Origin of the sequence: Streptomyces acidicola (assembly GCF_009377235.1) — a bacterium.
Taxonomy (GTDB): Bacteria; Actinomycetota; Actinomycetes; order Streptomycetales; family Streptomycetaceae; genus Streptomyces; species Streptomyces acidicola.
In genome coordinates this window covers 1-24,106 of record NZ_VMNX01000025.1, presented here as the reverse complement: position 1 = coordinate 24,106, position 24,106 = coordinate 1, and the positions used below count along the sequence as shown (strand labels likewise).

Here is a 24,106-nt window from a genome sequence, read left to right as displayed (position 1 = left end):
TCGGTGTCATCGGCTAAGCCGTTGGTCTGACCCTCGGGCGTAGGCCCAGGACCGGATCACGGGGACCCCGTTGATTGGGCCGCACCCAGCCCATGGCATCCAGGGAGCATCCACTCAGCGAGTGACGACTGAGTGGCGCGGTCACCGCGCGCCGTCCAAGGGAGGCGGAGCAAGGCGCGTACGGGGGCCGCGAGACGACAGTGGCGGGCTTTCCCGTCACTCGTCATGCGGGCAGGGCGCCGGCTTCACGTCGATGGCCTGCCCGCTTGATGAGGACTACGGCAAACAGAGCGGTCCCCCGGGGCGCAACCCGAGGGACCGCGTACAGACGCCTGATTGGGAGGCACCTGTGATCAGCAGTCTGACAGACCAGGAACGGCAGAATCTGTCGAAGAAGAACGCGGACAAGAACAAGCAGTCCACCGACAACGCCCGTGCGCGGGGTGGTCGGTGATGGCCGCTGTTGTCGAGATCGTCTCGTTCGGCTACCTGCACGACGAGCCGCCCGCCGCGCATCTGACCATCGATTTGCGGCACCACTTCCGCGACCCGCACGTGTCGCCGGAGCTCCGGTACATGACCGCCGACGACGAGCCGGTCCGTACCGCCGTGCTGAACACCCCCGGCATCACGGACCTGGTGGAGGCCACCGCGACGGCCGTGGCCGCGTTCGCCTCCGGGCCCAGCGCCGGAATCGTGACCGTCGCCGACGGATGCGCCGGCGGGCGGCACCGCGCCCCCACCTTCGCCCGTGCCCTCGCTGACCGGCTGACCGCCGCCGGGCAGTTCGTGACCGTCGTCCGCCACCGCGACATGGACAAGCCCGTCGTCCAGCGCTGACGTGCTCCACCGCCCCGATGGTCGCAGGCCGGGTTCGACTCCCGGCCGGGGCACTGCATCACCCCAACCCATCCATCGATCCGAGAGGAAGTAAGTCATGCCGAGGTGGACGTTCAGCGGGCGAGTGGTCGAGGTGGACGGTTATGACCGCGCGGTTCAGGGCGAGGTGTCCGGCCCGAATGTCCAGGGTGCGGGCGACGCGGTCGTGAGGGAGCTCGATTCGCGTGGCAGGAAGGTGTACTACCTGGAGCTCGAACCCGACGAGGACTGACCGGCTTGCCTGATCCGCCGGTCACGCTCCACCGCCCCGATGGTCGTAGGCCGGGTTCGACTCCCGGCCGGGGCACTCCGGCCGCTTTCTCAGCGGCTGTGCCGCGCCATCAGCGTGCGGCTGTTCACCACCAACGGCGCGCACCCCCGGAGGGCCAACTCCGGGGGTGCTGTTCGGGCCGTTGCACCTGCTAGGGAGACCACGACCCATGAAGCACATCGGAGCTGTTCAGGACGCTGTTACCGCGTTCGCCGACTTCATCGAGCCGACGGACGCGGAGCTGGACGCGATCGAGCAGGAGATGCCCGCGATCCTCGCGGAGGTCGACCTGTTGGACGCGCAGATCATGACGCTGGACCGCACCCCGACCGAGTTGGACATCCGGCGCATCCGCCGCGCCCGCCGCCGGGTGCTTGCCGAGAGCCTGGCCCTGGTCAACCGCACGGTGAGCGCGAGCCTTCCGGGTGGTGCTGCGTGAGCGCCACCACCGAGAACCTGAAGGCCATGCACGCAGAAGTGAAGGCGGAAACCGCCCGGACCGACACGAAGACCGGTCTGTTGCTGGCGTTCGTTGGCGCGGTGCTGGCCGGGTCGTGGACGGTCGCTCGGGACCTGCCGATGACCCCCGCCGCGTGCGTGGTGGGGGGCCTCGGTATGGCGGTGCTGGTCGCTGCGGCTGATCTGTTGCTGCGGTCGACACAGCCCAACCTTCGTGGCCGCCACGGCTTCCCACTGTGGGCCACCCTCACCCCCGAGCAGATCACGGCCATCGCCGCCGGCAGGGACCTGCCGGCCGACATTGCGGGGTTGTCCCGGCTGACCGTCGGGAAGTTCACGAACCAGCGTCGCGCGATCACCCTGACCCGTGCCGGTGGGGCGCTGCTCATCCTCGCTCTCCTGCTCACTCTGGGGGGTGTGCTGTGAGCGGGCAGACGATCGCGCGGGAGTTCACCGCGCAGATGTCCGTCCGTGCGGGCCGCTGGCGTCTGTACGTGGCGCTGCTGAACACGACCGAGCCGTGGCCCGAGCACCGGTTCGGGCGCTCGGTCCCGACGTTCACGGACCGTACGAACGCGCTCAGCGTGCTCGGTTTCGAGCCGGTTCCGGGCGCTGAGTGGGCGTGGACCGAGGACAGCGAGAACCCCGACAACCCCGCTTCGCCCGTCGTGCTGATCGCCGCGATCCGGGTCCGTGCACGGTCGGGGGTGAGCGCGTGAACGGCGTTCAGATCCGTTCAGCCGAGCGTGCGCTGTCGGCTGGTACGTGGTTGATCGTGGCGGGCGCGATGCTCTATTCGATCCTCACCGTCACGCCGCTCGCCGCCGCGCACACCCCCGACAAGTGGGCCTGGACCGCGCCCATCCTGCCCCTCGTGGTGGATGCCGCCGTGGTCATCGTGGTCCGGCTGGATGCGGTGCTGGCCCGGCTCGGGGGCGACGGCGGACGGTGGCCCATCGCCCTGCGGTGGATGACCGGCTGCATGACGCTCGCCCTCAACGTCGCCGACTCCGCGCTGAAGAAAGACCTGGTAGGCGTGGCTGTGCACTCGGTCGCGCCGCTGCTGCTGATCGTCACGGCAGAGACCGGACTCGCCTACCGGCGCGCGATCACCGCCGCCGTGCTGGCGCTGGAGGCCAAGCAGCAAGCCGAGCGGGAAGCCCGCGAACGCGCCGCCATCGAGCGGCGCGAGGAGGCCGCGCGGCGGGCCCGCGAGGAACGCGAGCACACGGCGGCGCTGGCGCGTGAACAGCGTGAGCACGAAGCCCGCATGGCCCGTGAACAGACCGAGCGGGAGGCCGCCGCGCGGCGCGAGGAACGCGAGCGCGAGCAGGCTCGCGAGCAAGCCGAGCGGGCCGAGCGTGAACGCCTTCAGCGCGAGCGTGAACAGCGTGAGCGCGACCGTGAACGCCGTGAGCGCGAGGTCGCCGAACGCGCGGAGCGCGAGCAGCGGGAGCGTGCCGAGCGGGAGCGTCGTGAACAGGTCGAGCGGGAGGAGCGGGCCGCGCGTGAACGCGCCGCGCTGCTGTCCGCCGGCCCCGCTACGAACAAGCTGCCCGAGAACGACGCGCGCGCCATCGTGGCCGCCGCTCATGCCGAGGGCATGTCGGTGCGGACCGCAGCGGAGCTGTGCGGCTGGTCGGTGGGCTGGGTCTCTTCCCGGTATGCCGAGCTGCGCGGGCCCGTCAACGGCGTTCCAGTTGATCTCGCCGGTACGGGCCACTGATGACCACCGCGCCGGCCAGTGGCTCGCTGCCTGTGTACCGGTGGCGGCTCGCCCCTGATGGTCTGGCCACCCGTCGGCAGCTCCGTGCGATGGGGCTGCGGCCGGGTGGTCAGGACGTGGCCGCCGAAGTCCAGCGTCCCCGCCGACGGCGGGGCCCGCTGGTCGCCTACCTCTACCGCATCGACTGCGCGAAGCCCGTCCGGCCGATGACGCCGGGCCGGTGGGCCGCGCTCGCCAGGGCCAACCGTGCCCGGCGGATCTGCCCGGCCTGTCGGCGTGATGCCGGATACGTCATCCCCACCTCGCTCGGGGGGTGTGTGCCCTGCGCGAGTCCCAACTGATCCTGAGGGGGAGCCCTGATGGCCCACCGTGACCCGCCGGGGATCATCGCCCCGCATGTTCCCGCCGACGTCTACCGCCGCGCCGAAGCCACCGGCCAACCCGTCGTCATCGTCGTCCACACCACCGACCCGGCCGGACGCCCGCTGCGTCGCTACCTGCTCCCCCTCGCCATCGCGAGTGCAGCCGCCATGGGCTGCTGGGGACTGGTCGCCGCCCTGTGCGCGCTGCTCGATGCCGCCGCCCACACGGTCACCGTCATCGCCCAGACCGCCGGCCCCGTCGGCATCGGCGGCATCACCCTCAAACTCGCTCGCTCCAAGGGCGACTGACCAAGCGTCACGCCGAACATCCGCCAACGGCTTCCGCTCGCCCAGAAACGAGCGGGAGGCCGTAGGGGGCCCGTGGGGCGCCTGAACCCCCTCCCGTGGGGTGGAAGACCCCCGAGGGCGCGAACGGCCGTTCATGGCCTCATGGAGACGCTGCGTGACGGTGTTTTCCGCCCCTCACGCGCGCGTGCGCGTAGGACCCCTCTCCCAGGAACGGCGCAACTCTGCAACTCCGCAGGTCAGACGCGGGTTGCGGGGATCAACCGGCGTTGTCGACGCAACCGGCAGCGCCAACTACCGCAAATCGGGCGGGCCGGTGACGCCACGCAACGGCGCACCGGCCCTCATCCACGGTCTTGGAGGACCCTTTCGTGGACTGGAAGCAAGCATGGTCGACCACGACCACAACGACCAACACAGCACTGGACGCACTCGCGCCGATGTGCACGCCGTTCGCTGCCCGCTGGGACAGGGAGGCGGAGCGTCGGGCACAGATGCGGACGCCGGAGAACCTGAAGGCGCTCATGGCGGCGCAGCGGGAGCACAACTCCGCCCGTTCCACCGCAGTCATGGCCCGCAACCAGTGCGGCGCGGCCCGTAAGGCGTCCAACAACCCGCTGTCGGCGACCCGTCGGGCCGCGCGCACCGCGCACAAGGCTGCCCGGCAGCATCACAGCCAGGCACGGGATGGACTGAAGGCGGCACGGAAGAACTACCCCGCCACCCTCACCGCCCGCGCCATCCAGGCCCACGCCGCGCACACGGTGCCGGGCGGACTGGCCTCGTGGCTGATGTCGGAGGCCACTCACGTGCTCACGCTGTGGCCTGCGTCCGTGTCGGCTGGGCTGATCGGTCTGAACGTCGCGGGTCTGTGGCTGGGACGTCGTCAGCCGTCCGTGCGGCTCGATGACGGGATGAGCGCAGAGGAGCGGCGCCTGGCCTCCCGGCTGGACCCGTCGTTCTGGGTGCCCAACGCCGACGCTCGCGGGCTGTCGGGCACCGTGCCCACCCCGGCCAAGCTCACCCCGGCCGGACTGGTCTCGCACGTGCGCTTGGATGGCCGGTGGACGCCGAAGACGTTCCGCGCCAAGGCGGACGAGATCCGGGCCCTGCTCGGGGCTCGCACGGACCTGCGCATGGAGATCACCTCCGGCAGCCACGGCGACCGCGCCACCATCACGCTACGGACCCGCAGCGCGGCCGACGGCATCGACCTGAACGGCTGGACGCCGGGTGACCCGTGGGGCGTCGACACGGTCACGGGTGAGCCGGTCATGGTCCCGCTGGGTCGCCGGATGCTGATTGCGGGCACGTCTGGCTCGGGCAAGAGCTGGTCGACCCGCGCTCTCCTCGCTGAGGCGTCCGAAGCGCCGGATCACCGCCTGGTCGTCATCGACCCCAAGCGCGTGGAGGCGATCAACTGGGAACACCGCGCCCGGACTGCGATCACGATCGATGATGTGCTGGAGGTCACCGACGAGCTGGTCGTCGAGATGCACGAGCGGCTCGCCCTGATCCCGCGCGGTCGGGACACGATCGAGATCTCCGAAGAGCGTCCCCGGATCACGGTGTTCGTCGACGAGGGAGCCGAAGTCATCACCATGGCCCGCAAGAAGCGCGCCAAGGGCAGTGACAGCGAGCCGGGCGATCCCGACTGGTCACAGATCATGGAGAACCTGGGCACGCTGGCCCGCATGGCGCGGGCAGCCGAGATCATCCTGATCTGGGCAACGCAGAAGCCCACGATGGACGCCAAGGGCGGCATTGACCCGCAGATCAGCGCCCAGATCACCTACCGGGCCGCACTCGCGCTGTCCACCTCGGGGGAATCCCGCGTGGTCTTCGGAGAGGACGCCACGGAAAAGGGCTGGCACGCACACGAACTGCCCACGCCCGGCGTGGCGATGCTGCGTGCGGGGCCGAAGGCCAAGCCCCACCCGATCAGCACCCGCGCGTTCTCCCCCGCCGACGTCATCGCCCTCCCCGATCGGCCCATCTGGCACCGCGGTTCCTCCCGGCCCTCCGGGAAAACCCTGCGCCTGGTCAAGGAGCCGACCACCCCGACGCCCGCCACGGTTTCCGCGCCCGCATCGGCCGGTGTGGAGACGAATCGTGACCGGGTGCTGCGGGCCGTCCACGACGGCGCCCGCACCCTGCGGGACATCACCGACCGGACCGGAATCAACAAGGGCACCGTGTCCCGCGAGCTCAAGGCGCTAACGGCCACGGGAGCACTCCGTAAGACCGACGACGGCATGCTCCTGCCCGGCCAGGAAGCGGCCTGAGCCCCATCCCCTGACCGCTCCGAACAACACCAAGGGCGGCCCCCTCTCGCCAAAGACCGGGCCGCCCTTGTCCACCTGCCGACAACAGACCTGTGGAGGTCTCCAGCATGACCCAACCCACCGACATCCGGCGAGACGACGCCTCCCGCGCGCTGGGGGTGGCGGCATGAGCGAGCACCTGCGAACCGCCCTTGACCTGGCCGCCTCGCAGGTCCCCGTGTTGCCGCTGCGGGTGGGCAAGGTCCCGTTCGGCAACTGCCGCCGCTGCCAGGACAACGCCTGCGGCGGCCGGCCGAACATGAAGAACCCCGGACCGTGCAACTGCCCCGGGCCCTGCCACGGCTGGGCTGCCGCGACCACTGACCCGGACGTCATCAGCTCCGGCATCTGGCGCCGGGCATGGCTGTGCGCGAGCGCGGTCGCCTATCACCCGGGCGGGGCGGGGCTGACGGTCGTGGACCTGGACAACGCCGACGCGATCACGTGGGCCCACGAGAACCTGCCCACCACGCAGACTGTGCCCACCACCCGGGGTGAGCACTGGCTCTACCTCGGTCGGATGCAGTCTGCGAACGCGGTCCGCCCCGGCGTGGACATCAAGTCCACGATGGCCTACGCCCGCTGGCGCGGGTTCGGTACCGGCACCATGGCCTACCTGCCAGATGCCGTCCGCGCACTGGCCGTGAAGAAGCTCACCGCAGTCCGGACGACGGGCATCACTGTGCCCGCACTGGCCGGGGGCGGGGAGTGCCCTCACCGCACGCCGGCCTATCTGGACCGTGGCATCGCCATGGCAGAGCAGCGCATCACCGAGGCCCGTGAGGCAGTGCACGCCACCGTGTACCGGACGTTCCTCGCCGTGTTGTCCAAGCATGGTCGGTGCGGCTGCCTCACTGAGGCGCACACCGCGCGGCTGTTCACCGCCGCGCAGGCCAAGGGCGAATCGGCCCGGCACTGCACCGACGCGTGGACCAACGCCCTCACCAGGTTGGGACTGTAGCAATGTCCGAGGACGACAAGACTCCCGCCCGCGAGATCATCACCGACTATGCGCAGGCGCACTTCCGGTACTTCCGCACCGCCGACGGAACCGTGTACGCGCAGAAGAACGGCCACCCCGTGGCCCGCCCTATCCGCTCCCAGGGCACGACCGGCAGCCACCGCCAGGAACTCATGGTCGGCCTGTTCAAGGACGGGCGCGGCGTGTTCAACGGGACCGCCCTCAAGGAAGCGTTGGACCTGATCGAAGCACTCGCGCTGACCGAGGACGTGCAGCCCGTCCACATCCGCGTTGCCCCCGGATTCGACGGTGCGACGTGGCTGGACCTGGGGCGTAGCGACGGGCAGTCCGTCCGCATCCACCCCACCGGCTGGGAGATCGCCGTTCCCGACCCGCGCGAGGTGTGCTGGCGCCGTACCCAGCTCACCGGGGAACTGCCCCTGCCGGCCAAGGACACTGACGGCAAGGGAATCGATCTCCTGCTCCGGCTGTGCAACTTCGCCAGTGCGGAGGCCGAATGCCTGGCTATCGCCTGGCTGATCGGCTGCCTCGGGCCGTCCGTGCCTGTCCCCGCCCCGTTCCTCACCGGGCCGCAGGGGGCGGGCAAGTCCACCGGGGGCCGGATGCTCGTACGGATCATCGAGGGCATGAGCGGCGACCTGCGCCGCGCGCCCAAGGACGAGGAGAACCTGATCGCAGCGGTGGCGGCCGGATGGGTCACTGCCCTGGACAACCTCTCCCACATGACCCCGGACCTGTCCGACGCCATGTGCTGCATCGTCACCGGAGCAGAGAACGTCAAGCGCGCTCTCTTCACCGACGGGGACGTGTTCCGCGCTCGCTACCGACGCCCCCTGCTCCTGACTGGTATCGATGTGGGCGTCATCCGGCCCGACCTGGCGGAACGGCTCCTGCCGCTGCGGCTGGAGCGGCCCCGCGTCCGGCGCACCGAGGCGGAACTGTGGGCCGAGTATGCAGAGGTTCTGCCCGTCGTTCTCGGCTCGCTCCTGGACCTCACGGTCAAGGTCCGAGCGGCCGAGGCAGAGACCCCCACCGACCTGCGGATGGCCGACTTCGCGCACCTGTGCGCGCAGCTCGATGCGGCAACCGGCCTCGGGGCGCTCACCGCCTACCGCGCCAGTCTGGACGACCTGAACGACGACGTGATCGAGGGCGATCTCCTCGCGCAGACAGTCCTCAGGCACGCCGACACCATCGAGCCGGGCGACGCGCAGCGGATGACCTCCACGGAGTGGCTGCACTGCCTCAGTCGCCTCTACGCGGGCGACGACTTCCGTCCCCTGCCCAAGGGCTGGCCGACTACGGGCAAAGTCCTCTCCGACCGGCTCAAGCGCCTCCAGCCGACGCTGGCCGCGCGCGGTGTCCTCATCGACTCGGGCCGCACCAGCGAGGGCCGCTACCTCGAAATGACCCGCCCGGCCACCCCGCCCCCACACGAGCACAAACCGATGTTCTGACCGCGATCCGCCCGCTCTCGCCCGGACAAGCAAGAAGAGCACCAGTCGCCGCGTGCTCCTCTTGCTGTTCGGCGCCACGCGCCGCCCCATAAGACGCGCCGCGTAGCGGCCCCTCATTGCTGTTCCGGCGGCCTCGCCGCCGCCCCAAGGTCGTGCCGCGCAGCGGCTCCTTCTTCACGCTGTGAGGCGCACCGCACCACAACAGACACCCCCTCTTTTGTCCTAAGAGGGAAGACGCTGCGTCATCTGCGTCATGCAAGCCGAAAAACAGCATCTGAGCTGCAACTACAGCCATGACGCAGACGGCGATGTCTGCGTCATCCTGCGTCATCTGCGTCATGCGATGACGCAGTCCATGACGCGCCGATGACGCACCCCCAAACCACTGCGTCACACAAAGCCGCAGGTCAGAAGCCCGAATGACGCTGATGACGCAATGACGCAGAAATCCGCACCTCGGACAGACGCGGCCATGCCCTCCCGCTTGGAGTCCCTATGGCAAAGGCGACCGACCCCGATCCCCGCGCCACTCTCCGAGGCGGCCTCCCGGACCGGTACCTCACCCCCGACGACATCGCCGCGATGTTCGAGGTGCCCTTAGAGACCGTCTATCAGTGGCGCAAGAAGCGGACCGGCCCGCCCGGCTTCCGCATCGGCAAGTACGTCCGCTACGACCCCGAGGACGTACGCGCCTACATCACGCAGCGGAAGAACGACGACCGCGAAGCCGCCTGACACCACCGCTCAGCGCACCATCCAACTCCGCAGGGAGGGTCACGCCGTGGCCCTCCCTGTCCCATGTCCAGAAGGGACCACCGCCCCGCATGGCAGGCCACATCCAAGACCGCTGGTTCAAGACTGAGACGACCGCCGACGGCAAGACCGTCCGCATGAAAACCGACCGCCACGGCACCGGCATGCGCTACCGGGCCAGGTACGTCGGTCCGGACGGTACCGAGAAGAGCAAGAGCTTCCCCGACCGTCAGAAGCGGCTCGCTGAGCAGTGGCTCGCTCAGACTGAGGCGGACATGGCTCGCGGGCAGTACATCGACCCCCGCACGGCACGGACCACGTTCCGGCAGTACGCGGAACGCTGGGTCAAGGCTCACACGGGTGAGATCAACAGCCGTGAGGCCGCTGAGCGGCGGCTTCGGCTGCACGCGTATCCGCACATCGGGACCCGCCCGCTCGGCTCGTTCAAGCCCGAGCACATCCGGGCGTGGATCGCGGCCCTTGAGGACACCGTGCCGGCCGAGTCGCACCGCCGCATCATCGTCGGCACCGTGTCGGCTGCGCTGAGCGCGGCGGTCGACGACGGGCTACTGAGTAAGAACCCGTGCCGGGCCCGCACGGTGCAGCTCCCGAAGCCCGGTAAGCCCCGTGTGGTCCCGTGGACGCCCGAACGGGTATTTGCCGTACGGGCCGCCCTCCCGCCGCGCTTCCGGGCCGCCGTGGACCCTGGCGGCGGATGCGGTCTGCGACAGGGCGAGATCTTCGGTCTGTCGGTGGACGAGCTCGACTACGAGGGCGGCTGGCTTACCGTCGACCACCAGCTCAAGCGCATTCGCGGGAAGTACGTGTTCGCCCTGCCCAAGGGCGGCAAGGTTCGCGACGTGCCGCTTCCGAAGGCCGTGGCCACCGCGCTCCGGGACCACTCAAAGGAGTTCGCCCCGGTCGACGTGACGCTTCCCTGGCGTACGCCGGACGGCCCGCCCGTGACCAAGCGGCTCTTGTTCAGCGGGGCCGAAGGCAGGCACGTCCGCGTGAGCAACTTCAACGATCACCACTGGAAACCCGCCCTGGCCGCCGCAGGCGTCATCCCGGAGCCCGAGAGCGGCAAGCGGTACGCGTCGGCGCCCGAGGACGGCATGCACGCGCTCAGGCACTTCTACGCCTCCGTGCTGCTGGACGCGGGTGAGAACATCCGGGCCCTGAGCCAGTACCTCGGGCACAGTGATCCTGGGTTCACCCTCCGCACCTACACGCACCTCATGCCGAGCAGCGAGGGGCGCACCCGTAAGGCAGTCGACGGCGTGTATCTGGCGTCCGATCCTCAAGATCACGGCCCAGAGACGGCCCAGGCCGCCTGACGCGGCCCCGCCGGATCACCATCGCGGCTGGTCAGAGCCCACATGGGCCCGGCCAGCCGCGACTTCATCTACTTCTGGCCGCTGTACACGGGCAGCGCGATCCCGATCGACTCGTGGCGGGCCCGGATGTGGCTGGATACGTGGGTCTAGCTGGGCTGACGCCCTTCGGCATGCTCACGGCCGGACACCCGACCATGGCGGCAACCAGCCACCGGCGCTCCTGGCGTCCTTGGACGCCTGCTCAGCGCCCCAGGCAGAAGGGGACGTGGGTTGCGATCCGCAGGACCACGAGGGGCTGTTTGCGCCCCTTCACATGCGGTCAGCCGGGCGCTTCCACGACGGGTCACGGCCCGCCAGTCCCAGAGCGCGGTCAAACAGCGGCGCGGTCGGCGGCACGCCGACCTCAGGGCCGAACACCCCGTACTGCCTGGCCATCTCGGCCTTGTCGGCGATGTCCTCGTACAGCGCTGCCGCGAGTTCGTCGTCCACGTTCAGCTTCTGCCCGGTGGCCACCGCCAGGTCCCAGCCGTGCAGCAGCCACTCGCCCAGCACGATCCCACCGATGAAGCGGGCCGGCATCCGCCCGCTCCCGGTCAGCGCCGTCTCGCCGGCCCATGCCTCCGGAGCGCTCCAGACGGCGGCTGTCGCCGCCGACCGGGCGGCATACGCCTCGGCCCAATCCGGCTCCGCGGTGAAGTCATGCCCCTCCGCCACTTCATTCGGGGTCTGCGGGGGCTGCTTCAGCCCGGCGGCGTGCCCCCGCACACCGGTGAAGAAGATCAGGTGATTCAGAAGTGCACCGACCTTCAGCTCCGGACACGGTGTGCACCCGTCGAACGCGTCCGGCCCGATCCCTCGGACGATGTCCACCGCCGTTTCGGAGGCTCGGGCCATCACAGATCTCGTCTCCACGTCATCCCTTCCTCGCTCGCTGTCAGGCACGGTAGACAGGACGACGATGACGGGTATTGAACAAACGCGACAACGGGCCATCCCCGCCCGCGCACCGCGGCTGAGCGGTTCCGACTCGACCACGAGCCGGCCCCGGCGGATCTGACCCCCTTCGTGGACGGGTACTGGATCCTCCACTGGGACCTGACCGAACCACACCGGCAGCAAGTCCTCACTCACCCGGTGGTCCACCTCACCTTCACCACCGGCGGGCAGGCCCACATCACAGGCATCGTCAGCGACACGTTCGCCCTAGAGATCTCTGGACCCGGCCGGGCACTCGGCCTGCGATTTCGACCCGGCGGCTTCCGCCCCTTCCTCACTGCCCCGGTGTCCGCCCTCACCGACCGAGTCCTGGACATCGAAGAGATCTTCGGCCCGGCGGCACACAACCGTGCCGGATGCAGAGGTCAGCCACCGTCAACGTGGGTGGTGTCCTGCGGTCGGGTTTCCGGCCACCTCACGGGTCTCAGAGACCCAGGTCCGTGGCATGATTCCCTGGCTTCGCTCCCAAAGCGTTGTTGCCGTCCGGGTCGGTGCCGAGCAGCGGACGTGGGACGGCCGGCGCCAACGGGCTACGCGTAGGCAGCGCATACTGGGGGCAATGACAAAGCCTGCTGCACCGAAGCGTCATTTGCCCACCAGCCCCTTCAAGGCCCCGGTCACACCGGCTCCCAAGCACTTCGCCGTGGGCGACCAGGTCACACACGACATGTACGGCCTCGGCCGGGTCATCGGCATCGAGGATGGAATCGCGGCGCTCGTCGATTTCGGCTCGGCGCAAATGCGGATCTTGAGCCCGTACGCCAAGATGACCAAGCTGTAGGACCGCTGTGCCCGGTCACGGCACGCCAGGCCCCTTCAGGGACCTGTAACGAAAGGGAGACCTCTCATCGATCCGACGTCGCTGTTCTCCGCCCTGGAAGGGCAACCCCGCTGTGCCACTGCGGCATCACCGCCTCCGGCGACGAACCCCTTCCAGGCCCCGGACTTCGGGGAGGACGAGGCCTTCCTGCTCGAGGATGTACAGGGGCCCGCCTCGGGCATGCGTGCCACGCAACCCAAGGCGGCTTAGCTCCGGGATGTCGTTCAGCCGAGACCGTGCACCGAGCCCGCGTCGGCCTGTCGTCAGCCGGTTGTGAGCACCATCCGGAAGCGGGCCTTTCCGGCGAGCATCTTCCGGTAGGCGTCGTCGGCGCGGTCCAGCGGTACGGGCTCCGTCATCGGACGGATGCCGTGCAGGACGCTGAACGCCATCGTGTCCTCCACGTCCTGCGAGGTGCCGGACGGGTGGCCCCGGACGACCTGGGCGCGCATGAGCAGCGGGGCAGGGATGATGCCCAGTGGTTCGGGTGCCGCTCCGATGACCACCAGCTCACCGCGGTGGGTCAGGCCGTCCGCGGTGGCCGTGATGGCCGCGGAGTTCCCGGCGGTGGCCAGGACGGCCTTGGCGCCGCCGAGGGACTGCAGCGCCTCGCCGACCGAGGTGCCGGAGGTGCTGTCGATGTAGTGGTGGGCGCCCAGCTGCTTGGCGAGGTCGGCCTTCTCGGGGCCGCGGGCGATCCCCACGGTCTCGAAACCCATTGCCACCGCGTACCGCACCCCGAGGTGCCCGAGGCCGCCGAGGCCGAGTACGGCGACCAGATCGCCGGGCCGGGCGGAGCTGCGCCGCAGCCCGTTGTACGTGGTCACGCCCGCGCAGGCCATCGGCCCGGCATCGCTCGCCGCCAGTGCGTCGGGGATCCGGGCCAGGGCGTCGACGGGCGCGATCACCTTCTCGGCGAAGCCTCCGTCGTACGTCCATCCCGGGACCTTCAGGTTCTGGCACACGATGAAGTCGCCCTGCCGGCAGGGCTTGCAGTAGCCGCAGCTGCCGCCGAACCAGCCGACCGCGACCCGGTCACCGGCCTGCCAGCCACGGTCCTGAACGCCTTCGCCCAACTCCTCGATGCGCCCGGCGATCTCGTGCCCGGGAACATCGGGGAACGACACACCCGGTACCTCACCGTTCACGAAGAGCGTGTCGCTGTGGCAGACGCCGCACGCTTCCACAGCGATCCTCACATGGCCGGGTCCTGGCCGCGTCACCTCTCGCTCGGCCAGCTCGAACGTACCGCCCGGGGCGGTCACCTGCGCGACTCGATAGGTACTCATGCGTTCCTCCGGAGAACACGTACGCAGCCCCCTCAACCAGCAGACCAGTTGCGGGGCGATCGTGCGCGCCGAGGGCATCCGACACTTCAACGAATTCGCCGGGTTCAAGCCGCGTTTCGGCTGGTCAGCGCCATGGATTCCGCAGGTGATGCCTGCCGCTGACGGCTGTGGTTAGCTGGCTTTGTGGGCATTGCGGTGTGCGCCGATCGCCGCCCTCTTCACTCCTGCACTCCCCTCACTCCCCTCACTCCCCTCATCGTCTCGGTCCTTGTCCTGTCGGGAAGGAACCATGATGGGTAACTCATCCGGCGCGGAAGTGCACTTCACGCAGAAAGCGTCGTTCGCTCCGCTGCCTGATTTCGCGATCGGCCCGGACATTCCCTCGTCCGGTTACCTCACGACAGACCTGGGAGGCGGCCTTTACGGCGTCACCAGCGGCCTTGTGAACACGATGTTCCTGGTGACCAAGCGGGGAGTTGTGGTGCTCGACGCACCACGGGACCTCGGTGACCGGTTCCTGGCCGCCATCGGCGAGGTGACGACGCAGCCCGTGACGCACCTCGTGTACAGCCATGCGCACGCCGATCACACCGGTTCAGCAGACCTGTTCCCGGGCAGCCCCACGGTGGTCGCGCATGAACTGACCGGGAACCTGCTCAAGATGGCGAACGATCCGCATCGCCCGCTGCCGACCGAAACGTTCAGCGGACGCCATCACACGCTGAACGTGGGCGGAGAGCGCCTGGAGCTGGAATATCCGGGCGACTTCCACCAGCCGGGGAACCTGTTCGTTCACGCGCCGGACCATCGGGTCCTTGCGGTGATCGACAGTTTCACCGTCAAGTCCGCTCCCTTTTTCCGGCTGCTGTTCACCGCGCACGTGCCGACGTATGTCGCCTCACTGAACTGGATACTCGACTATCCCTTCGACACGATCGTGACAGGTCACATGTCGCAGTTCGGTAAGCCGGAGGATGTCGAGATCACGAAACAGTACGTCGCCGATCTGCATTCGTCCGGCCAAAAGGCCTTGAAAATGGTCGACTACAACGACGCGGTGCGGCACGTTCCCGCAGAAAACCGGCAAGCACGACTCAAGGTGTACGTCGACACGGTCGTCGACACGGCCGCCGACATCATGCCGAAATCATGGGCGGATCGCCTGGGAGGATTCGACATCTTCCTGAAGGACAACGTGAATGTCGTCGTCTGGAGTCTGTTGAACGACTGACGTTCTGCGGTCTCGCCCAGGGCCTAGGGTCCACCCCGGCCGCCCCTGGGCCCGAAGTCGCACATCCGATCTCACTTCGGACACCTTTGGGGAAACCCCTTCCACAGTCCCCCCTCAGGTCGCTTACAGTGCCAGGCGACCGAGATTTCTGAACGTGTTCAGAAACGGTTCGGTTCCAGGGGGTGTCGCCCGCGAGGGCGCCAACGGGGAGGGATCGCGCGATGCGCAAGGGGGCAAAGGCCGCCGTCGTCGGTGGGGTGTTCGCCGTGATGGTGGGGGGTGCCGGGTACGGGGCGTACAACTTCGTGACCGCGCTGAGCGGGGACGGGGGTTCGGACGCGGCCGGGACGCCCGTGGTGAAGACCGGGCCGCCCAGCCGGGACGAGGTCGAGGAGACGACGCGGAAGTTCTTCGCGGCCTGGGCGAAGGGACAGGCCGCCGAGGCCGCGTCATACACGAACTACGAGGCCGAGGCCGAGGGCCTGCTGGCCGCCTACCGTGACGAGGCGCACATAGGTGACGTGAAGATCGCGCCGGGGACCGCGTCCGGCCGGACCGTGCCGTTCTCCGTCAAGGCCACGGTGTCGTACGACGGGAAGAGCAAGCCGCTCGCGTACGACGGTGAACTGACCGTGGTGCGGGGGAAGACGACGGGCAGGGCGCTCGTCGACTGGCAGCCGTCCGTCGTGCACCCGGAGCTGCGCGAGGGCGACACCCTGGTCACGGGTGAGGCCGCGGCCCCGCCGATCAGGGCCGTGGACCGCAACGGCGTCGAGCTCACCGAGGAGAAGTACCCCTCCCTCGGGCCGATCCTGGACGCCCTGCGGGACAAGTACGGCGACAAGGCCGGCGGCGAGCCCGGCATCGAGCTGGCGGTGCGGCACACCGGCGCGGGGCAGGGAGCGGCAGAGGGAGCGGGAGAGGGCCAGGGTGACACCACGCTGGTGACACTCGCCAAGGGTCGGGCCGGCGAGCTGCGGACCACGCTCAGCGCCACCGCGCAGGCGGCGGCCGAGAAAGCGGTCGAAAGGTTCTCCGAGTCGTCGGTGGTGGCCGTGAAGCCGAGCACGGGTGAGGTGCTGGCCGTCGCCAACCACCGCGAGGACGGCTTCAACGCGGCCTTCCTCGGCAAACTGGCGCCGGGGTCGACGATGAAGATCATCAGCGCCGCCACGCTCATCGACAACGGGATCACGACGTCGACGGGCCCGGCCCCCTGCCCGCCCACCGCCACCTGGCGGAGTCAGACCTTCAAGAACCTGGACGGCATGGACCCGAACGAGAACGCCACTCTCTCCGAGAGCTTCGCGCGCTCCTGCAACACCGCGTTCGTGAAGTACGCGGACGAGGTGCAGGTCGACTCGCTGACGAAGGAGGCCGGGGAACGGTTCGGGCTCGGCCGGAACGACTGGAAGGTGGGCATCCCCTCCTTCGACGGTTCGGTCCCGGCCTCCGGCGGCCCGGACACCGCGGCCAACATGATCGGCCAGGGCCAGGTGCAGATGAGCCCGCTGAACATGGCCTCCGTCACAGCGACCGCCATGACGGGCAGCTTCCGCCAGCCGGTCATCGTCCCGCCGGGGCTCGACGACCGCCAACTGGCGACGGCCAAGGGCCTGTCGGCGAGTACGGTCCAGCAGCTGCGCCAGATGATGAACCGCACCGCGACCAGCGGCACCGCGGCCGCCGCGATGTCCGGGCTCGGCGGCAGTATCGGCGCCAAGACCGGCTCCGCCGAGGTCGACGGGCAGACCGTGTCCAACAGTTGGTTCACCGGCTACCGGGGTGACGTCGCGGCCGCGGCCATGACCCAGGAGGGCGGTCACGGCGGCGACGCGGCCGGTCCGATTGTCGCAAGCGTGCTACGAGCTGCAGGCTGACGTCACAACTGTCACACCGGGACTCTAGGGTGGTGTTGTCGTTCTCGTTTGAGGAGCGTGAGGACAGCGGGGGCCTGGGGACAGCGGAGGAACGTAGGGCTGTGGGCAAGAGAAGGCGCGTCAGCGAGGAAAACAGCAGCAATAAGCGCCCGCTCGTGGTGGGCGGGCTGATCGCCGCGGTCGTCGGCGGCGGCGCGTTCGGCGCGTACGCCCTGTTCGGCGGTGGCGCGGTGGCGGAGGACGGGTCCTCGGCTTCCGATGCCGATGCTGTGAAGACCGGCCCCCTGTCGGCGGCCGAGGTCCGCACCGCCGCCACGACGTTCCTCACCGCCTGGCAGGACGGCTCCGTCACGAAGGCGGCGGCCGCCACCGACGACGCGGCGGCCGCGAAGGCCGCGCTGACCGGCTTCGGCGAGGACGGACGCATCAGCGATGTGACGCTGACCCGCGGCAAGCGCTCCGGCGACGCGGTCGCCTTCTCCGTGAAAGGCACGGTGTCCTACAAGGGCACCGCCGGCAAGCCGCTGGCGTACGAGTCGTCCCTGACCGTCGTACGGAATGCCAAGGACGGCAAGCCGCTGGTCGGCTGGAAGCCGTCGGTGGTCCACCCGGACCTCGGTGAGGGCGACCGGCTGGTGACCGGTGAGGCGGGCACGCCCCCGGTGAAGGCTCTCGACCGGGACGGCGGCGAGCTGACGGCCTCCGAGTACCCGTCCTTGGGGACCGTGCTGGACGGGCTGCGCGAGAAGTACGGCAAGACGGCGGGCGGCAAGGCGGGCATCGAACTGCGGGTGGTCCGCGCGAAGTCGTCGGAGTCCTCGGATTCCTCGGAGTCGAAGGACGCGTCCAAGGCCTCCAAGAGCGAGGAAGCCGACCAGAAGGCCCCGGACAAGACCCTGCTGGAGCTGAGCAAGGGCACGCCCGGGACGCTGAAGACCACCCTCAGCCCGAGCCTCCAGAAGACCGCCGAGAAGCAGGTGTCGGCGAAGAAGCAGGCCTCGGTCGTGGTGATGCGCCCGTCGACCGGCGAGATCCTGGCCGCGGCGAACTCCAACCCGAACTTCAACGTGGCCTTCCAGGGCTCGCTCGCCCCCGGTTCCACGATGAAGATCGTGACGGCGGCCATGCTCATCGAGGAGGGCCTCGCCTCGTCGGACAAGCCCCACCCCTGTCCCAAGTACGAGACGTACGGCGGCTGGAAGTTCCAGAACGTCGACAAGTTCAAGATCGACGGTGGCACGTTCAAGTCGAGCTTCGCGGCCTCCTGCAACACGGCCTTCATCTCGCAGGCCAAGAAGCTGGACAACGACTCGCTGACGAAGGAGACCCAGCAGGTCTTCGGGCTCGGCCTGAACAACTGGTCCGTCGGGGTGCCGACGTTCGACGGTGCGGTGCCGGTGCAGAGTGACGCGCAGATGGCGGCGTCGCTGATCGGGCAGGGCGGGGTGCGTATGAACCCGCTGAACATGGCGTCCGTGGTCGCCACCGCCAAGACGGGCGAATTCAAGCAGCCCTACCTGGTCGCTCCGTCGGTGGACGACCGCTCGCTCGCGACCGCCTCGCGCAAGATGCCGTCGAAGGTGCAGACCCAGCTTCGTGACCTTCTCCAGTACACGGCGGCCGCGGGTTCGGCGGCGGAGCCGATGGCCGGTCTGGGCCCCGACTTCGGTGCCAAGACCGGCTCCGCGGAGGTCGACGGGCAGAAGAAGCCCAACGGCTGGTTCACCGCGTGGAAGGGTGACCTCGCGTCGGCGGGTGTGGTCCAACAGGGCGGCCGCGGAGGTAAGTCGGCCGGTCCGATCGTGGCGGCGCTGCTGAAGGCGGGCAGCTGACCCGGGGCGGGACAACTCCCGGTAAGTCGCTCGCATGGCCCGTACACGCACCACTACCGTGCCGTCCATGACCGCTTCCGACGCCTCCACCGTGTCCGCTTCAGCCGCTTCAGCCGGGTCAGGTGCTTCAGGTGCTCCGGGCGCTTCGGGTGCTCCGGGCGCTTCGGGTGCTCACCCCCGATTCGCCGAGGCCCTCACGGAGTTGGGACTCGACGGGCTCCACGACCGGATCCGCCGCTTCCCGGAGGCGACCCGCACCGCCGCGGAGGCCGCCGCCGCGGTCGGATGCGAACTCAGCCAGATCTGCAAGTCGCTCGTGTTCGCGGCCGACGGGGTGCCCGTCCTGGTCCTCATGGACGGCGCCTCCCGCGTCGACGTGGAGCTCGTGCGGCGCGAACTGGGCGCCGGGAAGGTGACGCGGGCCAAGGCGGACGTCGTACGGGAGACGACCGGGTACGCGATCGGCGGCGTGCCACCCTTCGGGCACCGGACGAAGACCCGTGTGCTCGCCGACCGTTCACTGCTGGACCACGACACCGTGTGGGCGGCCGCGGGCACCCCGCACACCGTCTTCCCCATGGCTCCGAAGGAGTTGATCACGCACGCCGGCGCCACGCTGGTCGACGTGCGAGAGCAGACAGCGTGACGCCGGCCGTGACCGCGGCCGTCCTGCTCGCCGCGGTCACCCACGCCGGCTGGAACGCCATCGCCCACCGCATCACCGACAAGCTGGTCGGCTTCACGCTGATCGCGGGCGGTGGCGCACTCATCGGGTTCGCGGCGATGCCGTTCGTCCCGGTCCCGGCGGCCGGGGCGTGGCCGTACCTGATCGCGTCAGTCGTGATCCACCTCGTCTACTACGTGCTGCTGATGCAGTCGTTCCGGCTCGGCGACTTCGGGCAGGCGTATCCGATCGCTCGCGGGACCGCGCCGCTCGTGGTGACCCTGCTGGCGGCCGTGGTCGCGCACGAGGTGCCCAACGGCTGGGCGGCGGCCGGCATAGGGCTGAGCTGCGCCGGGCTGACGGGGGTGGCGCTGTGGGGCCTGCGCGGGCGCCGTCCGCACTGGGCGGCGATCGGCGCGGCCCTGGCCACGGGCCTGTCGATCGCGGCGTACACGGTGGTGGACGGCCTGGGCGTACGGGCCTCGGGGTCGTCCCTGGGCTATATCGCCTGGCTGATGGCGCTGGAGGGCCTGGCGCTCCCGGTGTATGCGGTGGCGTGCCGCTGGCGTGGGGAGACCGTTCAGGTCCTCCGGCCGTTCGCCGTACTCGGGCTGCTCGGCGCCGCGCTATCCGTGGTGGCGTACGGGCTGGTCCTGTGGGCCCAGACCCGGGCCGAGCTGGCGCCTGTCGCCGCGCTTCGCGAGTCCTCGATCATCGTCGGTTCGGCGATGGGCGCGGTGTTCTTCAAGGAGCGGTTCGGGGCACCGCGGATCATAGCGGCGGGACTGGTGGTGGTCGGCATCGGGCTGATGCTTCGGGCGGGCTAGCGGTGCTGCGTCAGGCCCTGCCGGTGGGCGCGGGCGAGGCGCGAAGTCGTGCATCGGCGGGCGTGGAGGCGCACCCTGGAAGCAGCGGTTCCGGAGGTGATCGTCATGACGCACACCGCAGTCGGATGGCATGTCGAGCTGGAATTCGAGGAGGACGATCAGCGCACCAAGGCGGCGGCTCTCGTGCGGCTGCCCGACGGGAACGAGGTACGGGCCCACGGGTACGCCAGCCGCTACCGCAGCGACACCAATCAGCCACGGGTCGGCGAGGAGATCGCCGGGGCAAGGGCCCTGAACGAACTGGCGATGAAGCTGCTCACCAAGGCACACGACGAGATCGACGAGGCGTCCGGCAGAACGTCGCATCCGATCGCCCTCTGAGCGCGGGCCGCGTGAGGCACGTAAGCAGCCGCGGCGTCACCCCACGGTGCGCAGTGGCGAACGGCGCCCCGGGGTCAGTCCGCGTCAGTCCGCGTCAGTCCGCGTCAGTCCGCGTCAGTCCGCGACAGCCTTCCGTACCGCCCGCACCAGTGCCTGGGCCCGCGGGTCGGCCGTCACCGTCTTGCGGAACCCGTTGGTGACATAGCCGAAGGCGATCCCGGTGGCGGGGTCGGCGAAGCCGAGGGGGCCGCCCCGCCCCGGGTGGCCGAAGGAGCCGGGGCCGAGCAGCGGTGACGCGCTGCCGTGCAGCATGTAGCCCGGACCGAAGCGGGTGTTGACGACGAGGGTGCGGTCCGGACCCGCGGACTCCTCGGCGCGGGCCGACTCCGCGGTCTCCGGGGCGAACAGCCGTACGCCGTCCACCTCGCCGATCAGGGACGCGTAGAAGCGGGCCAGTCCGTCCGCCGTGGCGATGCCGTTCGTGGCGGGGAGGGCCGCCGCGCGGTACGCGGGGTCGTTCTGGTCGGGGAACGGGGTGATCGCGGCGAAGGCCCGGCGGGTGAGGGAGGACGGGTCGTCGTAGGCCTCGGTGACCGAGCGCTTCGGGCGGACGCGGAGGCCACCGGAGGGTTCGGGTGCCTCGGTGCGGCCGGCGCGGCCGACCCGGGCGGCCTGCGATCCGGGCAGCCCCAGCCACAGGTCGAGGCCCAGCGGACCGGCGATCTCCGACGCGATCCACTCGCCGGTCCGTCCTCCCGTGACGCGTCGCACCAGCTCGTCGACCAGCCAGCCGTACGTCAGCGGGTGGTAGCCGTGGGCGGTGCCCGGCTCCCACACGGGGGCCTGGGCGGCGACCGCCTCGGGGCCCCGGCGCGGGTCCAGCGCCTCCTGCGGGGTCAGGGGGTGGTCGAGGACGGGGAGCCCGGCCCGGTGGTTCAGCACGTGCCGGACCAGCACCCGCTCCTTGCCGTGTGCCTTGAACTCCGGCCAGTACGCGCCGACCGGCGCGTCCAGGTCCAGCTTCCCGCGCTCGGCCAGCATCAGCGGTACGGCGGCGGCGATGCCCTTCGTGGCCGAGCGCACGATCTGGGCGGTGCCCTGCTCCCAGGGCGCGTCGCCGTCCACGTCCCGGGTGCCGCCCCACAGGTCCACGACCTTGTGGCCGTCCCGGTACACGGCGACGGCGGCGCCCCGCTCCCCCAGCGTCTCGAAGTTCGCTGCGAACGCGTCCCTCACCGGCTCGAAGCCCTCGGCCACTGTGCCGTTCACGTCCACGCCCGTGCTCCCTCTTCGCTCACCTTCGACGACGGGTGCAACACGCACGCGGAGGTTTCGATTCCTGTGCTCCGTGCTCCGTGCTCCGTGCTCCGTGCCCTGTGCCCTGTGCCCTGTGCTCGTCACGCGCTCGTCCGCACGGAACGCGGATCGAAGCCGAAGGGGAGCTCCAGACGGTGGGCGCGCATCAGGTCGTCGTCGGCGAGGAGTTCGCCGGTCCTCCCGTCCGCCGCGATCACGCCCTCGCTGAGGATGAGCGAGCGCGGGCACAGTTCGAGGGCGTACGGCAGGTCGTGCGTGACCATGAGGACGGTGACGTCCAACGACCGCAGGATGTCGGCGAGTTCGCGCCGCGAGGCGGGGTCGAGGTTCGAGGACGGCTCGTCCAGGACGAGGATCTCCGGCTCCATCGCCAGCACCGTCGCCACGGCCACCCGGCGGCGCTGCCCGAAGGAGAGGTGGTGCGGCGGGCGGTCCTTGAACTCCGCCATGCCGACCCGCGTCAGCGCCCGGTCCACGCGCGCCTCCAGCTCGGCCCCCCTCAGCCCGGCCGCCGCGGGCCCGAAGGCCACGTCCTCCCGTACGGACGGCATGAACAGCTGGTCGTCCGGGTCCTGGAAGACGATGCCGACGCGCCGCCGGATCTCGGCCATGTGCTGCCTGCCGACCGGGAGCCCGGCGACCTTCACCGTGCCGGCACCCGCGGTGTGGATGCCGTTGAGGTGCAGCACGAGGGTGGTCTTGCCCGCGCCGTTCGGCCCGAGCAGCGCGACCCGCTCACCGCGGGCGAGGCTGAAGTCCACTCCGAACAGGGCCTGGTGGCCGTCGGGGTAGGCGAAGGCGAGCCCGGACACTTCGAGGGAGGGCACGGGGGTCACGGAATCCGTGGATGCTGAGGTCACAGGAACCATCCCAACAGACACACGACGAGGGCGGCGCACGGGAGGGCGAGGGCGTACGACCACTGCGCCCGGGACGCGGTCACCTCGTCGATCACGGGCATGGAGCCCGCGTACCCCCGGCTGATCATGGCCAGGTGCACGCGCTCGCCGCGCTCGTAGGAGCGGATGAAGAGGGCGCCCGCGGACTTGGCGAGCACACCCCAGTGCCGTACGCCACGGGCCTCGAACCCGCGGGACTCCCGCGCGATCCGCATCCGCCGCATCTCGTCGGTGATCACGTCGCCGTACCGGATCATGAAGGACGCGATCTGGACGAGGAGCGGCGGGAGCCTGAGCCGTTGCAGCCCGAGGAGGAGTTCGCGCAGTTCGGTGGTGGCGGCGAGGAGGACGGAGGCGGCGACGCCCAGGGTGCCCTTGGCGAGGACGTTCCAGGCGCCCCACAGGCCGTTGACGCTCAACGACATGCCCAGGACGTCGACGCGCTCGCCCTGCGCCACGAACGGCATGAGTACCGCGAAGGCCACGAACGGGATCTCGATCAGCAGCCTCTTCAGCAGGAAGGAGGCGGGCACGCGAGCCGCGTACGCGACCGTGCCGAGCAGCGCCGCGTACAGCGCGAACGCCCAGATTGCGGTACGCGGCGTGGACACCACGACCACCACGAACGCGAAGACGGCCGTCAGCTTGGTGTGCGGCGGCAGGGCGTGCACGGGCGAGCGCCCGTGACGGTAGAGCTTGTGTACGTGGCCCGCCCCCATGTCAGGCGTTCTCGGGGATGTCGGAGACGGACGCCGGGGACGTGTCGCCCGTACGGCGCCTGCGGACGGCCCAGAAGATGCCGGTGCCAACGACGACGGTGAAGCCGACGCCGATCACGCCCGCGAGACCGCCGGAGAGGCGGGTGTCGGTGATGCCCTGCACGCCGTAGTCGGCCAGCGGGGAGTCGGCGGAGGCATGGTCCTCGGTCTTGGCGTCGATGCCCTTGTCGGCGGCCACCTTCTCCAGGCCGTCGGGGTTGGCGGAGGCGTAGAAGCTGACGAATCCGGCGAGGAGGAGCGAGGTGACGAGGCCCGCGAGCAGCAGCTTGCGGGGGTGGGGGTCCCTCCCGCTCGAGCGAAGCCGAGAGTGGGGGAGGGCGGCGACGGGGACGGGC

The 24,106-nt window shown here is 69.9% G+C and carries 27 protein-coding genes; 21 read left to right on the top strand and 6 right to left on the bottom strand.

Annotation, left to right across the window (positions count from 1 at the left end; translation table 11 throughout):
- Positions 1-453: 453 nt before the first annotated feature.
- The 13 genes from FPZ41_RS10205 to FPZ41_RS10150 all read left to right on the top strand — a co-directional run bounded on the left by FPZ41_RS10205 (position 454) and on the right by FPZ41_RS10150 (position 10,856).
- Entirely contained in the window at positions 454-840 is a 387-nt protein-coding gene (locus tag FPZ41_RS10205; RefSeq protein ID WP_152861230.1) for a RapZ C-terminal domain-containing protein, read from the top strand.
- A gap of 97 nt (positions 841-937) precedes the next feature.
- Positions 938-1,111 (top strand): hypothetical protein, encoded by a 174-nt coding sequence (locus FPZ41_RS46985; protein ID WP_194236047.1) that lies wholly within the window; start codon positions 938-940, stop codon positions 1,109-1,111.
- A 208-nt stretch (positions 1,112-1,319) separates the two neighbouring features.
- Positions 1,320-1,589 (top strand): DUF6284 family protein, encoded by a 270-nt coding sequence (locus tag FPZ41_RS10200; RefSeq protein ID WP_152861228.1) that lies wholly within the window; start codon positions 1,320-1,322, stop codon positions 1,587-1,589.
- Positions 1,586-2,035: a Pycsar system effector family protein gene (locus tag FPZ41_RS10195; protein WP_322620044.1), complete on the top strand. Its 450-nt coding sequence runs from the start codon at positions 1,586-1,588 to the stop codon at positions 2,033-2,035. The genes FPZ41_RS10200 and FPZ41_RS10195 overlap by 4 nt, the downstream gene beginning before the upstream one ends.
- A complete protein-coding gene (locus FPZ41_RS10190; RefSeq protein WP_322620043.1) occupies positions 2,032-2,328 on the top strand; it encodes a DUF6303 family protein in 297 nt (98 codons plus the stop codon). The genes FPZ41_RS10195 and FPZ41_RS10190 overlap by 4 nt, the downstream gene beginning before the upstream one ends.
- On the top strand, positions 2,325-3,335 hold the full coding sequence (locus FPZ41_RS10185; protein WP_322620042.1) for a DUF2637 domain-containing protein: 1,011 nt from the start codon (positions 2,325-2,327) through the stop codon (positions 3,333-3,335). The genes FPZ41_RS10190 and FPZ41_RS10185 overlap by 4 nt, the downstream gene beginning before the upstream one ends.
- The gene (locus tag FPZ41_RS10180) at positions 3,335-3,676 is read left to right on the top strand and encodes an RRQRL motif-containing zinc-binding protein (RefSeq protein WP_152861226.1); all 342 of its coding nucleotides are present in this window, start codon (positions 3,335-3,337) and stop codon (positions 3,674-3,676) included. The genes FPZ41_RS10185 and FPZ41_RS10180 overlap by 1 nt, the downstream gene beginning before the upstream one ends.
- A gap of 18 nt (positions 3,677-3,694) precedes the next feature.
- Positions 3,695-4,006 carry a hypothetical protein gene (locus FPZ41_RS10175; RefSeq protein WP_152861224.1) on the top strand — a complete coding sequence of 104 codons (312 nt, stop codon included), beginning with the start codon at positions 3,695-3,697 and terminating at the stop codon, positions 4,004-4,006.
- 368 nt (positions 4,007-4,374) lie between these two features.
- On the top strand, positions 4,375-6,288 hold the full coding sequence (locus FPZ41_RS10170; protein WP_322620041.1) for an FtsK/SpoIIIE domain-containing protein: 1,914 nt from the start codon (positions 4,375-4,377) through the stop codon (positions 6,286-6,288).
- Positions 6,289-6,454: 166 nt separating this feature from the next.
- Positions 6,455-7,288 carry a bifunctional DNA primase/polymerase gene (locus FPZ41_RS10165; protein WP_152861222.1) on the top strand — a complete coding sequence of 278 codons (834 nt, stop codon included), beginning with the start codon at positions 6,455-6,457 and terminating at the stop codon, positions 7,286-7,288.
- A 2-nt stretch (positions 7,289-7,290) separates the two neighbouring features.
- Entirely contained in the window at positions 7,291-8,766 is a 1,476-nt protein-coding gene (locus FPZ41_RS10160; protein WP_152861220.1) for an ABC transporter ATP-binding protein, read from the top strand.
- A 495-nt stretch (positions 8,767-9,261) separates the two neighbouring features.
- Positions 9,262-9,501: a helix-turn-helix transcriptional regulator gene (locus tag FPZ41_RS10155; RefSeq protein ID WP_152861218.1), complete on the top strand. Its 240-nt coding sequence runs from the start codon at positions 9,262-9,264 to the stop codon at positions 9,499-9,501.
- A gap of 89 nt (positions 9,502-9,590) precedes the next feature.
- On the top strand, positions 9,591-10,856 hold the full coding sequence (locus FPZ41_RS10150; protein ID WP_152861216.1) for a tyrosine-type recombinase/integrase: 1,266 nt from the start codon (positions 9,591-9,593) through the stop codon (positions 10,854-10,856).
- Positions 10,857-11,165: 309 nt separating this feature from the next.
- On the opposite strand, the gene FPZ41_RS10145 is transcribed toward FPZ41_RS10150, so the two are convergent.
- Positions 11,166-11,768 (bottom strand): TIGR03086 family metal-binding protein, encoded by a 603-nt coding sequence (locus FPZ41_RS10145; protein WP_194236046.1) that lies wholly within the window; start codon positions 11,766-11,768, stop codon positions 11,166-11,168.
- A gap of 141 nt (positions 11,769-11,909) precedes the next feature.
- On the opposite strand from FPZ41_RS10145, the gene FPZ41_RS49835 reads away from it, so the two are divergent.
- Complete coding sequence (locus tag FPZ41_RS49835; protein WP_322620051.1) at positions 11,910-12,392, top strand: DUF6597 domain-containing transcriptional factor; 483 nt, start codon at positions 11,910-11,912, stop codon at positions 12,390-12,392.
- 19 nt (positions 12,393-12,411) lie between these two features.
- Positions 12,412-12,633 carry a hypothetical protein gene (locus FPZ41_RS10140; protein ID WP_152861212.1) on the top strand — a complete coding sequence of 74 codons (222 nt, stop codon included), beginning with the start codon at positions 12,412-12,414 and terminating at the stop codon, positions 12,631-12,633.
- Between the two features lie 302 nt (positions 12,634-12,935).
- Here FPZ41_RS10140 and FPZ41_RS10135 read toward each other — a convergent pair whose 3' ends face one another.
- A complete protein-coding gene (locus tag FPZ41_RS10135) occupies positions 12,936-13,961 on the bottom strand; it encodes an alcohol dehydrogenase catalytic domain-containing protein (RefSeq protein ID WP_152861210.1) in 1,026 nt (341 codons plus the stop codon).
- 292 nt (positions 13,962-14,253) lie between these two features.
- Between FPZ41_RS10135 and FPZ41_RS10130 the strand changes: the two genes are divergently transcribed.
- The 6 genes from FPZ41_RS10130 (at position 14,254) to FPZ41_RS10105 (ending at position 20,776) form a co-directional block, all read left to right on the top strand.
- The gene (locus tag FPZ41_RS10130) at positions 14,254-15,192 is read left to right on the top strand and encodes an MBL fold metallo-hydrolase (protein ID WP_152861208.1); all 939 of its coding nucleotides are present in this window, start codon (positions 14,254-14,256) and stop codon (positions 15,190-15,192) included.
- Positions 15,193-15,413: 221 nt separating this feature from the next.
- Entirely contained in the window at positions 15,414-17,072 is a 1,659-nt protein-coding gene (locus FPZ41_RS10125; RefSeq protein WP_152861206.1) for a penicillin-binding transpeptidase domain-containing protein, read from the top strand.
- A 101-nt stretch (positions 17,073-17,173) separates the two neighbouring features.
- Positions 17,174-18,904, top strand: a complete 1,731-nt coding sequence (locus tag FPZ41_RS10120; protein ID WP_322620040.1) for a penicillin-binding transpeptidase domain-containing protein — start codon at positions 17,174-17,176, stop codon at positions 18,902-18,904.
- A gap of 34 nt (positions 18,905-18,938) precedes the next feature.
- Entirely contained in the window at positions 18,939-19,550 is a 612-nt protein-coding gene (locus FPZ41_RS10115; RefSeq protein ID WP_194236045.1) for a YbaK/EbsC family protein, read from the top strand.
- Entirely contained in the window at positions 19,547-20,395 is an 849-nt protein-coding gene (locus FPZ41_RS10110; RefSeq protein WP_322620039.1) for an EamA family transporter, read from the top strand. Before FPZ41_RS10115 ends, FPZ41_RS10110 begins: the two co-directional genes overlap by 4 nt.
- A 105-nt stretch (positions 20,396-20,500) precedes the next feature.
- Positions 20,501-20,776 carry a DUF1876 domain-containing protein gene (locus FPZ41_RS10105; RefSeq protein ID WP_152861202.1) on the top strand — a complete coding sequence of 92 codons (276 nt, stop codon included), beginning with the start codon at positions 20,501-20,503 and terminating at the stop codon, positions 20,774-20,776.
- Between the two features lie 114 nt (positions 20,777-20,890).
- On the opposite strand, the gene FPZ41_RS10100 is transcribed toward FPZ41_RS10105, so the two are convergent.
- From FPZ41_RS10100 to FPZ41_RS10085, 4 genes are all read right to left on the bottom strand, one after another.
- Positions 20,891-22,051, bottom strand: a complete 1,161-nt coding sequence (locus tag FPZ41_RS10100; RefSeq protein WP_322620038.1) for a serine hydrolase domain-containing protein — start codon at positions 22,049-22,051, stop codon at positions 20,891-20,893.
- Positions 22,052-22,173: 122 nt separating this feature from the next.
- The gene (locus FPZ41_RS10095; RefSeq protein WP_152861200.1) at positions 22,174-22,962 is read right to left on the bottom strand and encodes an energy-coupling factor ABC transporter ATP-binding protein; all 789 of its coding nucleotides are present in this window, start codon (positions 22,960-22,962) and stop codon (positions 22,174-22,176) included.
- Complete coding sequence (gene cbiQ, locus FPZ41_RS10090) at positions 22,950-23,711, bottom strand: cobalt ECF transporter T component CbiQ (RefSeq protein WP_152861198.1); 762 nt, start codon at positions 23,709-23,711, stop codon at positions 22,950-22,952. The genes FPZ41_RS10095 and cbiQ overlap by 13 nt, the downstream gene beginning before the upstream one ends.
- A 1-nt stretch (position 23,712) precedes the next feature.
- A partial coding sequence (locus FPZ41_RS10085) for a PDGLE domain-containing protein (RefSeq protein ID WP_194236044.1) occupies positions 23,713-24,106 on the bottom strand: 394 nt, incomplete at its 5' end.